The following is a 13,405-nucleotide window of genomic DNA, read 5'->3' on the forward strand; positions in this document are numbered from 1 at the left end:
GGCAGACGTGCCTGGAGCGTCGACAGGCGGGGGAGGGTGGGGACACAGTGAACTCCGTAGCCGTGCAAGCGCTTTCTAAGGCCTTCGGAGGTCACAGTGTCCGGCGTCGACCGACGCACCGTCTTCAAGGGCGCCGCAGCCGCGGCCGCCCTCACCCAGTTCTCCTGGGCCGTGTCCCACGCCGCCGCAGCGGCGGACGGCGACGCCACCGACCTCCACTGGCTGGAGGGTTCGGCCCCCGACGTCCACGCCGGTGCCACCTGGGGCGTGCCCTGGGCCCGTGGCACCCACCGCCCGGAGCAGCCGTTCCGGCTCGCGACCTCCGGCGGCGACGAGGTGCCGGTCCAGAGCTGGGTCACCGGCTACTGGCCCGACGGCTCGGTGAAGTGGACCGCGCACGCGATAGCGCCCGACGCGCCGAAGGCCGACCGCTACGTACTGAGCGCGGGCAGTCCGGCTGCCCCCGCTCACCGGGTCGAGGTCGGCCGGAGAAGTGGCCGTATCGAGGTGTCGACCGGCGTGATCACCGCCGTCTTCGAGGCCAAGGGCTCCGACACCGTCGTACGCAGCATCAGGCGCGGTACGACCGAGATCGCGCGGGACGGGCGGCTGGTCGCCCTGCGGCAGGAGTCCGTGCGTGAGGGCGCGGACCTCGACGCTTTCGCGGGCCGGATCGAGAAGATCGCGGTCGAGCAGGAGGGGCCCGTCCGTGCCGTGATCCGGGTCGAGGGCCGGCACCGGGACGGCGGCCGGGCCTGGCTGCCCTTCGTGCTGCGGTTCGCGTTCTGTGCCGGTGCGGAATCCTTCCGCCTGGTGCACACCTTCGTCTGGGACGGCGAGCAGCGGCCCGGCTCCGACCAGGGGGACTTCCTGCGCGGGCTCGGTGTCCGCTTCACCGTGCCGCTGAGCGACCAGCCGTACGACCGCCATGTGCGGTTCGCCGACTCGGGCGGCGGCCTGTTCAGCGAGGCCGTCCAGGGCATCACCGGGCTGCGCCGCGACCCGGGCGCCGCGGTGCGGGCCGCGCAGATCGCGGGCGAGAGGCTGCCGGACACCGCCACCTGGGACACCCGGGTGTCGAGCCGGCTGGCGTACATCCCGCGGTGGGGCGACTACACGCTCACCCAGCCGACCGCAGACGGCTACCTCGTGCGCAAGCGGACGAAGGCCGGGTACGGCTGGATCACGGCCGCCGCCGGCCAGCGCGCCGGCGGCTTCGGATACGTCGGCGGCGCGAGCGGCGGACTCTCCTTCGGCCTCCGGGACTTCTGGCAGCGCCACCCCACCCAGCTCGACGTCCGCGGCGCGGCCTCCGACGCCGCCGAGGTCACCCTCTGGCTCTACTCGCCCGAGGCCCAGCCCCTCGACCTGCGCTTCTACCACGACGGCCTCGGTCAGGACACCTACGAGGAGCAGTCCGACGGCGGTCTGGAAATCACCTACGAGGACTACGAGCCCGGCTTCGGCACCCCGTACGGCATCGCCCGGACCAGTGAACTGACCTTCTGGGCCGTGGAGAAGACCCCGTCCGCCGCGGCTCTGGCGGCTCAGGCGAAGGCGGTGGCCGCTCCTCCGCTGCTGGCGGCCGCGCCCGGGCGGCTGCGCTCCGCGGGCGTGTTCGGCGACTGGGCGCCCGTGGACCGCTCCTCGAAGGCCCGCGCGGCGATCGAGGACCACCTCGACGACCTGTTCGCCTACTACCGTGATCAGCGCGAGGAGCGCCGCTGGTACGGCTTCCTCGACTACGGCGACGTCCAGCACACCTACGACAACGACCGGCACGTCTGGCGCTACGACATCGGCGGATTCGCCTGGGACAACTCCGAGTTGGGCACCGACCTCTGGCTCTGGTACCACTTCCTGCGCACCGGCTCCGCCGAGGCGTTCCGGTTCGCGGAGGCGATGACCCGGCACACCGGTGAGGTCGACGTCTACCACCTGGGCAAGTGGGCGGGCCTCGGCACCCGCCACGGCGTGCAGCACTGGGCGGACAGCGCCAAGCAGGTCCGCATCTCCACGGCCGCCAACCGCCGCTTCTTCTACTTCCTCACCGGCGACGAACGCACCGGCGACCTGCTGAGCGAACTCGTCGACGTGGAGCTGACGTTCCTGGAGGTCGACCCGCAACGCAAGGTCCGCACCGACGGATACGAGCCCGGCGACCGGCACGCCCTGTCGGTGGGCTTCGGCACCGACTGGGGCGGGGTGTCGGCGGCCTGGCTCACCGAATGGGAGCGGGGCGGCCCGGGCGCGGCAGAGGCGAAGGCGAAACTCGTCAACTCCCTGCGGACGATCGCCGCGCAGCCCAACGGCTTCTTCACGGGAACGGGTCTCCTCGACGCCGACACCGGCAAGTTCGCGGTGACGACCGACACCGCCGTCAACGTCTCCCATCTCAACGCCGTCTTCGGGCTCGTGGAGACCAACAGCGAGATCGTGTCGCTGCTGGGCGACGAGGAGCCCGAGTTCCGCGCTGCCTGGCTGAACTACGCGCAGTACTACAACGCCACCGACGCCCAGAAGAAGCAACTCACCGGCTCCACCTGGAAGTCGGCGCTGCCCGCCGCGCACTCGCGCATCACCGCGTACGCGGCTCAGCGCAAGAACGATCCGGCTCTCGCCACGCGCGCGTGGAACGAGTTCTTCACCGGCAACGACACCTATTTCCCGTCCAACGACTGGAACCCCGTCACAGTCAAGACCCCGGCGGTCCTGCGGACCACGAAGGAGATCCCCTGGATCTCCACCAACTCCTCCGCCCAGTGGGCCCTCGCCGCGATCCAGAACCTGGCCCTGATCGGAGACCGGATCCCGTCATGAGACGCACGCTCCTGACCGTGGCGACCCTGGCGGGGCTGCTCGTCGGCGCGGTGCCGCCCGCCGTCGCCTCCGGTGACGACAACGTCGTGCGTCCCGACGACGGCCGTATCGCCTACGAGGGTCACTGGGGCCGGACCGCCGAGGCGGCCGTCACCGTCAACTCCGGCTCCCGGCTGCGCTTCCGCTTCACCGGCACGGCCGTCCACGCGCTCTTCGACGTCACGTCGATCACCGTGCCCGCGCAGATCTACGTGTCGGTCGACGGCGGCCCCAAGGAGGTGTACGCCGTCGGCCGGCCCGACCTGGAGATCAGGGCGGCCGGCCGTGGGCCGCACGCCGTCGAGATCTCCGTCAAGGATGTCTTCTCGCGGGCGAACCGGTGGGTGCCGCCACTGGAGACCGGCGTGGTGCTGACCGGGATCCGTGGACATCTGCTGTCCCAACATCGTGCGCAGAAGCCTCAGTTGGCGTTCTACGGTGACTCGATCACCCAAGGCGTCATGGCCCTGTGCGACGTGAACACCTCCGACTGCGCGGACGGCACGGCCGCCTACCCCACCCTGGTCGCCGACGCCCTGCACGCCTCGCTCACCCAGGTCGGGTTCGGGCGGCAGGGCGTGATCCGGACCGGTAACGGGGGAGTGCCCGCGGCGACGGACGCCTACGGGTGGAACTACGCCGGTTCCAGGGCGGATTCGGACCGCCGGGCCGACGCGATCGTGCTGAACCAGGGCACCAACGACGCCGCGTTCGGCTCCGCCGAGTTCAAGGCCGCCTACCGTGCCCTTCTGACCCGGCTCCGGGCCGCCGCACCACACGCCCGCATCCTCGCCCTGCGCCCCTTCGACGGCACCCACGCCGTCGACATCGCGGCCGTCGTCGACGAACTCGCCGATCCGCGCATCGAGTTCGTCGACACGACGGGCTGGCTCGACGCGGCGCAGGGCGACTTCAACGGCACCGTCCACCCGAGCGCCCAGGGCCACCGCAAAGTGGCCGACCGACTGATCGACCTCATCGCGAAGAAGCCCGCGACCACCACCCCGGAAGGAACGACCTCCAGTGACGACCACGCGTAGAGCCTTCGGAGCCCTCGCAGCCGGCGCCGCCCTTGCCGCCCTGACCCCCGCGGCCACCGCGAGCGCCTCGCCCCGCCACCGCCGTCTCATCGCCCACGACGACTTCCGCCACGGCCTCGGCCAGTGGGCGGTCGAACTGGAGCAGGGCGGCACGGTCACCGCGAAGCGGGGGACGCTGGAGGTCGACGTGCCCGCGGGCGCGACCATCTGGTTCAGGAAGCGGCTCGAAGGCCCGTACGTCATCGAGTACACCGCCACCCCCGTCTCCGCGGGCGGGGTCAACGACCGGGTCTCCGACCTCAACAACTTCTGGAACGCCGTCGACGTCCGCTCACCGGACGACCTCTTCGCCACCCCCAGGGGCGGGGCGCTCGCCGAGTACGACTACCTGAAGACGTACTACTCCGGCTACGGGGCGAACTACAACACCACGACCCGGCTGCGCCGTTACGTCGGCGAGGCCGGGGTGCGGCCGCTGATCTACGACTACACCGAGCCGCTGCTCGTCGCCAACCGGCCGAACCGGGTGCGGATCGTCTCGGACGGTGGCGCGGTGCAGTGGTGGAACAACGGGCGGCTCGTCTTCGACTACACCGACCCGGAGCCGTACACGGCAGGGCACTTCGCGTTCCGGACCACCTGGAGCCATTTCCGGATCAGCGACTTCCGGGTGTGGCGGTCCCCTCATGAACATTCCTGATGAGTGACCTATTCCTGGTTTGGCGAACACTTTAGAAGTGGCTTATCTCACCGCCCGTCAAGTGCTTCTTACGGTCGCGTAGGTCACATTCGAAGGTGAATCATGAACTGCTGTGGCAGACGATTCGAAGGATGACAGCAGATCAGTGATCGGGTCGTACGTGGCGGTGGGGGACAGCTTCACCGAGGGCGTCGGCGACCCCGGCCCCGACGGGGCGTTCGTCGGCTGGGCCGACCGGTTCGCGGTACTTCTCGCGGACCGGCGGCCCGAGGGCGACTTCAGGTACAGCAATCTCGCCGTGCGCGGGAAGCTGCTCGACCAGATCGTCGAGGACCAGCTTCCGCAGGCCGTCGAACTGGCACCGGACCTGGTGTCGTTCTGCGCGGGCGGCAACGACATCATCCGGCCCGGTACCGATCCCGACGAGGTCGCCGAGCGCTTCGAGCGGGCGATCGCCCGGCTCACCGAGGCGTGCGGCACCGTCATGGTGACGACCGGCTTCGACACCCGCAACGTGCCCGTGCTCAAGCATCTGCGCGGCAAGATCGCCACGTACAACGGGCATGTGCGGGCTGTGGCGGACCGCTACGGCTGCCCGGTTCTCGACCTGTGGTCCCTGAAGACCGTCCAGGACCGGCGGGCCTGGGACGGCGACCGGCTCCACCTCTCTCCCGAGGGCCACACGCGTGTGGCGCTCCGTGCGGGGCAGGTGCTGGGGGTCGAGGTGCCGGCGGATCCGGACCAGGCGTGGCCGCCGTTGCCGCCGCGAGGGCCGCTGGATGTCCGCCGTGATGACGTGCACTGGGCGCGTGAGTACCTGGTGCCGTGGATCGGACGCCGGCTTCGGGGGGAGTCCTCCGGGGACCACGTGACGGCCAAGGGTGTGCTGTCGCCGGACGACATCAAGACCCGAATCGCTTCGGTGGCCTGAGCTGCCCGGGGACTGCGGCCGGGCGCGGCTACGGCGTCGGCGCCGCCTCCAGGCCCAGTTCCCGGGCCAGCGCCTCGTCCACCCACTTCTGGGCCCGGCTGCGGGGCACCGCGCCCGCGTAGGACGTCAGTTGGACCGCCAGCCCGTCCAGGAGAGCGGTGAGGCGCAGGGCCGTGGCCTCGGGGTCGGGGCAGTGGAACTCGCCCGCGGTGACGCCCTCGGCGATCACCTCCGCGAGCGCGGCCTTCCAGCGCCGGTCGAGGTTCCGGGTGACCTCCTGGAGCGCCGGTTCACGCAGCGCCACCGCCCAGCCCTCGATCCACAGGCGCCAGCCCTTGGCCTGGCCCGTCGGCGCGTACCAGCGAACGGCCGCCCTCAGCCGCCGCAGCGCGCTGGTACGCCGGCCCAGCAGCTTGCGCAGATGGGCCAGATCCTCCTCGGCGGCGTAGGTGAACGCGGCGGCGACCAGCTTCTCCTTGGTCGAGAAGTGATAGAGCACCAAGGCGTTGCTCACCCCGAGCGCCGAGGCCACGTCGGCGATCCTGACGGCCGCCACGCCCCGCGCCTCGATCTGCCCCATGGCGGCCCGCAGCAGTTCCTCGCGCCGCTCCGCCACCGTCAACCGCACTCTGGCCACGAGCTCACCCTAATCCGTCACCGTGGGTGGCACCGCCCGGCGGGGGCCAGGTCAGCGGTAGCGGCCGAACCGTTCCGCGATCACCGGCAGCCGGTCCGCGACCAGCGCGTGGGCCGCGGCGCGCGGTGAGGTGCCGTCCGCCTCCGCGCGGGCCAGCACCTGCTCGACGAGGGCACGCATGGAACGCCGTATGTGCGCGAAGGCCTCGTCCGCGTCCGCGCCGATGTCACCGAACAGGGTCCACCACCACCAGGCGTTCGTCCCGGAGTTGACGACCACGTCCGGCAGTACGGTGACCCCGCGCGCGGCCAGCAGCGTCTCCGCCGCGGGCAGGACCGGCATGTTGGCCGCCTCGACGATCCAACGGGCCCGGATCCGCGCCTGGTTGGCGGAGTCGATCGTGTACGAGACCGCCGCGGGGACCAGTACCTCCGCGTCGAGCGTCAGCCAGGCGTCGCCGGGCAGTTCGCGGTCGGCGGGACGCAGGACGGCGCGGTCCACCGTGCCGTAGGGATCCCTTGCGGCGAGCAGCGTCTCGACGTCTAGCCCCACCGGGTTGAAGACCGTGCCCTTGATGTCGGCGACGGCCACCACGGTGAGCCCCGCGCGGCTGAGGAAGCGGGCCGTGGCCCCGCCCATGGTGCCGAGACCCTGCACGGCCACGCGCGTGCCCGCGTACGGCACCGCGGCCCGGTCCAGAGCCGCGAGCAGGGACTCGGCCACCCCGCAGCCGCCCGCCAGTTCGTCCAGCCCGATGCCGTCCACGTCCACGGCGAACGCGTCCGCGAGCCGCTGCCGGGCCGCGGCCTCGTCGTCGAGCAGTGGGTAGACCGCCTGGATCGAGGAGACGAGACCGGCCTCCGCAACCGCCCGGTCCACCAGGTCCTGGCTGAGACCGAGGTCCTCGCCGGTCGTCCAGAAGCTCTCGACGTACGGCCGCACGGCGCGCAGGTAGCGCACGAGCACGCCGTACGCCTCCGGGGCCCGGGGGTCGCAGTCGATGCCGCCCTTCGCGCCGCCCAGCGGGACGTACCGGGCCGCCGGGTCGTAGTGCAGCGCCTCCTTCATGGTCATGCCGTGGGCGAGCCCGGTGACCTCCTCCAGGGTGCAGCCCGGGCGCATCCGCAGGCCGCCGCTGGCGACGCCCCGCACCAGCCGGTCGACGACCAGGAAGCCCTGGTGCCCGGAGACGTGGTCGGTCCAGGTGAGCGACAGCAAGGGGGTGGTCACGCGGACTCCGGGGGTGGACGGGCGGCTACTGAACGGGGAGTCAGTATTGGCATCGGAGTGCGCCCTGTCAACGTGATCCGCTCCGGCGGCGTCCTTACCGGTGTGGACCCGCGTGGATCCGTGTGACCGGACAGACCCCGGCATTGTCGGAGGGGCGGACCATAATGGATTCCTCAGCAATTCCATCTGGAGGTACCGTGACCGGTTTCCGTTCCCTGAGCTCCGGGCTCCGCGCGGTGCAGCCCGCGGCCTTCGGCGCGGATCCGAGCGGTGAGCGCATGGCGCGTATCCGCAGATCCCCCCACTTCAAAGACGGTGTCTTCCAGAACCCCGGCGGAACCTCCGTGCGGATCCGCCCCGACGGGTTGCGGGAGTTCGCCAAGGCCTTCTTCGATCGCGACAGCCGGTCCCGCCGGGCCCCGGAAGGCCGGATCCCGGTGCACGCCACCACGCTCGCCGACCTCTCCAGGCCGCCCGCCACCGGGCTGCGCCTGACCTGGATGGGACACGCCAGCGTGCTCGCCGAGATCGACGGGCGCCGGGTGCTGTTCGATCCGGTATGGGGTGAGAGGTGCTCCCCGTTCCCCTTCGCCGGGCCCCAGCGGCTGCACCCCGTGCCGCTGCCGCTGGCCGCGCTCGGGCCGGTCGACGCGGTCGTCATCTCCCACGATCACTACGACCATCTGGACATGCCCTCGATCAAGGAGCTGGCCGGGACGGACACCGTCTTCGTCGTGCCGCTCGGAGTGGGAGCCCATCTCGAGCACTGGGGCGTCCCCGCGGACAGGGTGCGTGAGCTGGACTGGCACGAGTCGACCCAGGTCGCCGGGCTCACGCTCACCGCCACGCCGGCCCGGCACTTCTGTGGCCGGGGCCTGCGGAACACCCAGCACACCCTGTGGGCGTCCTGGGTCGTCTCCAGCGGGGAGCACAGGGTGTATCACAGCGGTGACACCGGGTATTTCGACGGGTTCAAGGAGATCGGTGCAGCCTTCGGGCCCTTCGACGCCACGATGATCCAGCTCGGCGCCTACTCCGAGTTCTGGCCGGACATCCACATGACGCCCGAAGAGGCCCTTCAGTCTCACCTGGATCTTCAGGGCGGGGACGCGGCGCAGGGCGTGCTGTTGCCGATCCACTGGGGGACGTTCAACCTCGCGCAGCATCCCTGGGTCGAGCCCGCGGAGCAGACGATGTTGCTGTCCCACAAGGCCGGGGTCGCCATGGCCACGCCCCGGCCGGGGGAGCCGTTCGAGCCGGGGGCGGTGCCGGCGGCCGATCCCTGGTGGCGCGGCGTGGCGAAGGTGCCGGCGGGCGGATGGACCGCCCTGCCGACGGTCGCGGCGGAGCCGGAGTCCGTGGTCGAGCACTGAAGTTGTTCCTGGACGCGGGCCGGGCGGTGGGTGTTGATTCCCCCTGACCCGGCCCGCGTTGCATGACCGTCCGTCCAAGGCTGACACCGGAAGGGGGCGGCCGTCGCGGTCGCCCACCGCTCCCTGACCGCCGGCCAGTTGCGGAAGATCACCGATGTCCTCGCCTGCCCCTGCCCCTGCCCCTGACCCTGACCCGGACACCGAACAGCGCATGCGCGCCCGCCACGCGCACACCGCCAAGGCCCTGGATGTCCAGGTGGAGCCGGGTGGGGGTTTCTGGGGTTGGGCCGGGCGCCGCCCGCCCATCGCCGCTGTCGCTGTCTTGGGTGGTCGCTCGTGAGACAGCCCGATGTGCGGCGGTCCACCCAGGGCGATCATTTTTCACCAGCCGTTGCGAACAGCTGGGCACCTACTGACTTCGGCCCGTGTCGGGACCGGTGACGCGGTCTTTCCGGACTGGTACGCCGCGGATATGCGGTATCCGGACGGTGGCCGGCTGACCCCGGAGCAGCGCAGGCGCCGGGAAGCGGTACGGATGCGGGCCGTCGGCCTCTTCGAGGGGGGCGTGGAAGTCCCGTGCAGCGCCCGGGAGTTACGGGTGAGTGAGGTGAGTGAGAAGTGGGTCTACCAGGGGCGCCCTACCTGGGGTAGGGGCGGATGAGGCGCTGCGTTCCACAGGTCCTTGCGGCTACGACTGTCGGATCGGCGCCCATCGGCGGGCCGAGGTCGCGACTTGGTCGGATGACGGGCCGGCCGCGCATGGCTGGGTGGACGAGCAGGTGTGGACCGCGGCCGCGGCGGAACGGGGCGTTCACGGCGTGGCTCGGTGACTGAGGGGAACCGACACGCTCAGTGACGTTCAGGAAGGCTCGGGCCAACGCTCGGAGGGGCGGTCGTGGGCCTGCCGTAGGTGTGAAGGCGGTCGGCGCGGCGACGGGTACGTGCGGACGCCCTGGACCCTCGCCGCCTGTTCGTGACCGCTTCTGAGCAGGCCTGATCGGTATTCACTCCTTCGAGTGTGCCTGCTCGGTCGGCTTGTCGGTCTGTCGTGCGAGGCCTCATACCAGAGTGGGAAGCGCCGCGGAGGACTTTGTCAACTGCCCATCGCACATGATGCGTTGACGACTACTGTGAGTGTCCACCGGGCAACAGAGGGCCGAAGATTTCGGTTCTCCCGACCGGCACCGCAACGACGCATACCCATGCCCATGCCCAGGGCGTGAAGCCGCGACCCGGAGGAGGGAGTCGACGCGATGGGGTTTCCCCGCCCGACCGCGGCCGGGAACCCGAGGGCGCCGGTGACCGACGAACACACCGCGCCGGAGCCCGCCCGGCGCGGACGCAACCGACAGCCTGCGGGAGCCGGTGCCGGAGCACACCGGGCGGGGCGGGCCAGCCCGGGCCCCTTTGGCCATCAGGACCGACGGACCAGTACAAGGACACCGATGTCTCACCTCCGTGCACCGGCCGCACGCGCAGACCGCCGTGAGGGCGGACGGCACGGGCGGCCGGTCGCCCGCCCCGCCGCCTCGCTGCCCGAGACGCACATACGGCCGCAACTGCTGCGCCTGGCCGTGCTCCCGCCGATCGCGGTCGCCCTCAGCGGCTGCGCGGCCGTCCTGTTCACCGTCCGCTCCACCGGGGCACAGCCCGGCCTCATCCTGTGGGGTGTCCTGGCCGGCGCGGTCTCGGTGGCACTCGCGGGCATCCTGATCGCCGCCGTGGCGGCCGACCGCGCAGCGAAGACGGTGAGCGACCGCGTCGGCGCACTGCGCCGCAACAGCGCGCGCCGCGAGGTCGAACTGCGGGCCCTCGTCGAGGGGCTGCGCCGAGGAGAGGTCCCGCCGGGGCGCAACCCGCGCAGCGGTCCCTCCGACGACGCCGACGACTTCGAACTGCTCTCCGCCGACCTGGCCCGCGCCCACGACGGCGCAGTCACCGCCGTAGTCCAGGCCGCCCAGCTCTCCAGCCAGGCCGGCAGCGAACAGAAACTGGAGGTCTTCGTCAACCTCGCGCGGCGGCTTCAGTCGCTCGTGCACCGGGAGATCTCCATCCTCGACGAGCTGGAGAACGAGATCGAGGACCCCGACCTGCTCAAGGGGCTCTTCCACGTCGACCACCTCGCCACCCGGATCCGCCGCCACGCCGAGAACCTCGCCGTCCTCGGCGGTGCCGTCTCGCGGCGGCAGTGGAGCAACCCCGTCTCCATGACGGAGGTGCTGCGCTCCGCCATCGCCGAGGTCGAGCAGTACTCACGGGTCAAACTGGTGCCGCCGATCGACGGCACCCTGCGCGGACACGCCGTCGCCGACGTCATCCATCTGCTGGCCGAACTCGTCGAGAACGCCACGGTGTTCTCGGCGCCGCACACCCAGGTCCTGCTGCGCGCCAACCTCGTGACCTCGGGGCTCGCCGTCGAGGTCGAGGACCGCGGACTCGGCATGCCCGTCGGTGAACAGCACCGGATGAACACGCTGTTGACGGACCCGGATCAGGTCAACGTCGCCAGCCTGCTGGCGGACGGCCGCATCGGACTGTTCGTGGTCTCCCAGCTCGCCAAGCGGCACGGCATCCATGTCCGGCTCCAGACCAACATCTACGGCGGTGTGCAGGCGGTCCTCGTGGTGCCGCAGGCGTTGCTGGGATCGGCGCCCGGGGCGGTCGGAGCGCAGCCGCCCGAAGCTACGGGGACGGCCGTGTCCCCACCGGGTCCGGGCCTGCCGGGGCCCGGCCATGAGGCACGGCACCGGGGGGCGCCGGCGGAACCGCGTCCCGGGGCCGATCCGCAGCGGCGGGAGTCCCGGGGCGCGGGGTCGAACCTCAACGGCGCTGCGGCTCCGACGGCGCAGGGCGGTGGAGCGCTGCCGCAGGGTGACAGGGCCCCGGCGAACAGGCCGGGGACGGTGTCCAACGGCAGCGGCCCCGCACGGAGCGGGAGTGGCAGTTCGCCTGGCGGTGGTGGCCGGTCGCCGGTCGCCGGTGGGCGTGGGCCCGGTGGTGTCGGCGGGTCGGCGAACGGCGACGGGCCCGTGTCGGGTGGTGACGGGGCCCGGCTGGACGGTGGAGCGGTCGGGCCACGTGGTGGTGGGCGCGGGTCCGGCGGCAGTGATTCTCTGCCGAGCGGCAGCGGATCCTTCTCGCAAGGCGGTGCGAAGGCGACGGGTGGCGGTGAGGCCACGCCCGACGGCAGCGAGGCGCGTTCCGGGCGGCCCTTGCCGTTGCCCGTTCGCGGGGCCCGCGCGGAGCGGCCCAATCCCGCCGAGGCGGCGCCCGGGATCAGGCCCGCCGACCGGCGGCTGGTCGCGCAGCACGGGGCCAGGCCGCCCACTCCGCGTACCGGGACCGTGCGCGGCACCATGGGCAAGCCCCAACTGCCCCGCCGACGTGCCCAGGAGCACATCGCGCCCCAGTTGCGCGGTGGGCCCGCGCCGCGCCAGGACACCGACTACCTGGCAGGCCACGACCCGGGGCTGATGGCGGCCTTCCAGCGTGGCATCAGCCTCGCCGAGACACAGCAGCATCTGGAGCCGACCTCCGGCGAACCGGTCACGGCCGTGGCGCCGCCCTGGGGCGTGCCGCCCCTTACAGATGCCGACCACATGGGCCCCTCACCCATGGCGCCCGACTACATGGCGTCCGACTACACGGCGGCTGACTACATGGACCCGTCGCACGCGACGGCCGATTACATGGGGCCATCACCTACGGCGTCGGGCCACATGGAGTCCGCCCCCATGGACCTCACCGACCTGGGCTCCACCCAGATGAGGTCGTCCCACACCGGCCGTGGGACGTTCGGTGTGGAGCACACAGGTGCGACCGGCACGGATGCCGACCACACGGGAACGGGGACGGGAGCGGGGTTGGGCACGGGAGCCGGTTTGAGCACGGGCCGGACAGACACCGGCCCCCTCCCAATCGGCCCGCTGGAGTCCCGCCGAGCCCCCTCCCCGGAACCCTCCGCCTCCTTCGACTTCGACCTCGACGCCGGCCACACAGAGGCCGTACCCACGACCGAGTCGGCCGCTATAGATGCAACCCCCATGGAGCAGCCCCACATATCCGACGTGCACAGCCCCGATCTCGATCGCACCGCCCCCCGGCACGACGGGAGCGCACCCGCCGGATGACCACCCCCGTGTACAGCCCACCCCCCAGCGCTCCCGCAGACCTTCGTACCTCAAGGAGTCGATCCACCATGGCGAGCGAAGCGCCGACCGGCCATGTATCCGACCTCGACTGGCTGATGAGCGGCCTCGTGCAGCGCGTCCCGCACACCAGCAGCGCGGTCCTCCTGTCCTGCGACGGGCTCGTGAAGTCGGTCCACGGCCTCGATGCGGACAGCGCCGACCACATGGCGGCCCTGGCCGCCGGCCTCTACTCCCTCGGCCGCAGCGCGGGCGTCCGCTTCGGCGACGGCGGAGACGTACGCCAGGTCGTCGTCGAACTCGACTCGACGCTGCTGTTCGTGACCACCGCGGGATCCGGCACCTGTCTCGCCGTACTCGCAGGCCGCGAGGCCGACGCGGCGGTGCTCGGCTACGAGATGGCGATGCTCGTCAAGAGCGTCCGCCCCTACCTGGTGACCGCGCCCCGGCAGCACGCCGTCGAATCCCCGGCGATGAGGCCTTGAGC

9 protein-coding genes are annotated in these 13,405 nt (G+C 71.6%); 7 read left to right on the forward strand and 2 right to left on the reverse strand.

The genetic code is table 11. The annotated features are described in order from the left end of the window. Window positions 1–96: 96 nt before the first annotated feature. The 4 genes from ACFYRX_RS21710 to ACFYRX_RS21725 all read left to right on the forward strand — a co-directional run bounded on the left by ACFYRX_RS21710 (window position 97) and on the right by ACFYRX_RS21725 (window position 5,530). Window positions 97–2,820, forward strand: a complete 2,724-nt coding sequence (locus ACFYRX_RS21710) for a Tat pathway signal sequence domain protein (RefSeq protein WP_389102018.1) — start codon at window positions 97–99, stop codon at window positions 2,818–2,820. Next, window positions 2,817–3,899: a GDSL-type esterase/lipase family protein gene (locus ACFYRX_RS21715; protein ID WP_389102021.1), complete on the forward strand. Its 1,083-nt coding sequence runs from the start codon at window positions 2,817–2,819 to the stop codon at window positions 3,897–3,899. Before ACFYRX_RS21710 ends, ACFYRX_RS21715 begins: the two co-directional genes overlap by 4 nt. Then, window positions 3,883–4,599, forward strand: coding sequence for a DUF6250 domain-containing protein (locus tag ACFYRX_RS21720; RefSeq protein WP_389102023.1), 717 nt, complete (start codon window positions 3,883–3,885; stop codon window positions 4,597–4,599). The genes ACFYRX_RS21715 and ACFYRX_RS21720 overlap by 17 nt, the downstream gene beginning before the upstream one ends. Window positions 4,600–4,744: 145 nt before the next feature. Further along, window positions 4,745–5,530: an SGNH/GDSL hydrolase family protein gene (locus tag ACFYRX_RS21725; protein WP_389102025.1), complete on the forward strand. Its 786-nt coding sequence runs from the start codon at window positions 4,745–4,747 to the stop codon at window positions 5,528–5,530. Window positions 5,531–5,558: 28 nt separating this feature from the next. Here ACFYRX_RS21725 and ACFYRX_RS21730 read toward each other — a convergent pair whose 3' ends face one another. Together ACFYRX_RS21730 and ACFYRX_RS21735 are read right to left on the reverse strand one after the other, a co-directional pair. Then, entirely contained in the window at window positions 5,559–6,167 is a 609-nt protein-coding gene (locus tag ACFYRX_RS21730) for a TetR/AcrR family transcriptional regulator (protein ID WP_389102028.1), read from the reverse strand. A 51-nt stretch (window positions 6,168–6,218) separates the two neighbouring features. After that, complete coding sequence (locus ACFYRX_RS21735; RefSeq protein WP_389102030.1) at window positions 6,219–7,397, reverse strand: Glu/Leu/Phe/Val dehydrogenase dimerization domain-containing protein; 1,179 nt, start codon at window positions 7,395–7,397, stop codon at window positions 6,219–6,221. A 197-nt stretch (window positions 7,398–7,594) separates the two neighbouring features. On the opposite strand from ACFYRX_RS21735, the gene ACFYRX_RS21740 reads away from it, so the two are divergent. From ACFYRX_RS21740 to ACFYRX_RS21750, 3 genes are all read left to right on the forward strand, one after another. Next, complete coding sequence (locus tag ACFYRX_RS21740) at window positions 7,595–8,770, forward strand: MBL fold metallo-hydrolase (protein ID WP_389102032.1); 1,176 nt, start codon at window positions 7,595–7,597, stop codon at window positions 8,768–8,770. 1,445 nt (window positions 8,771–10,215) lie between these two features. Then, a complete protein-coding gene (locus ACFYRX_RS21745; protein WP_389102035.1) occupies window positions 10,216–12,900 on the forward strand; it encodes an ATP-binding protein in 2,685 nt (894 codons plus the stop codon). A gap of 68 nt (window positions 12,901–12,968) precedes the next feature. Beyond that, complete coding sequence (locus ACFYRX_RS21750; protein WP_328642166.1) at window positions 12,969–13,403, forward strand: roadblock/LC7 domain-containing protein; 435 nt, start codon at window positions 12,969–12,971, stop codon at window positions 13,401–13,403. The last annotated feature ends 2 nt before the right edge of the window (window positions 13,404–13,405 follow it).

It is taken from the genome of Streptomyces sp. NPDC005374 (assembly GCF_042872225.1).
Lineage (GTDB): Bacteria > Actinomycetota > Actinomycetes > Streptomycetales > Streptomycetaceae > Streptomyces.

Excerpts from the sequence above, each read along its gene's own strand:
- ACFYRX_RS21745 (WP_389102035.1), top strand. The coding sequence starts at position 10,216 with ATGTCTCACCTCCGTGCACCGGCCGCACGCGCAGACCGCCGTGAGGGC.
- ACFYRX_RS21715 (WP_389102021.1), top strand. The coding sequence starts at position 2,817 with ATGAGACGCACGCTCCTGACCGTGGCGACCCTGGCGGGGCTGCTCGTC.
- ACFYRX_RS21750 (WP_328642166.1), top strand. The coding sequence starts at position 12,969 with ATGGCGAGCGAAGCGCCGACCGGCCATGTATCCGACCTCGACTGGCTG.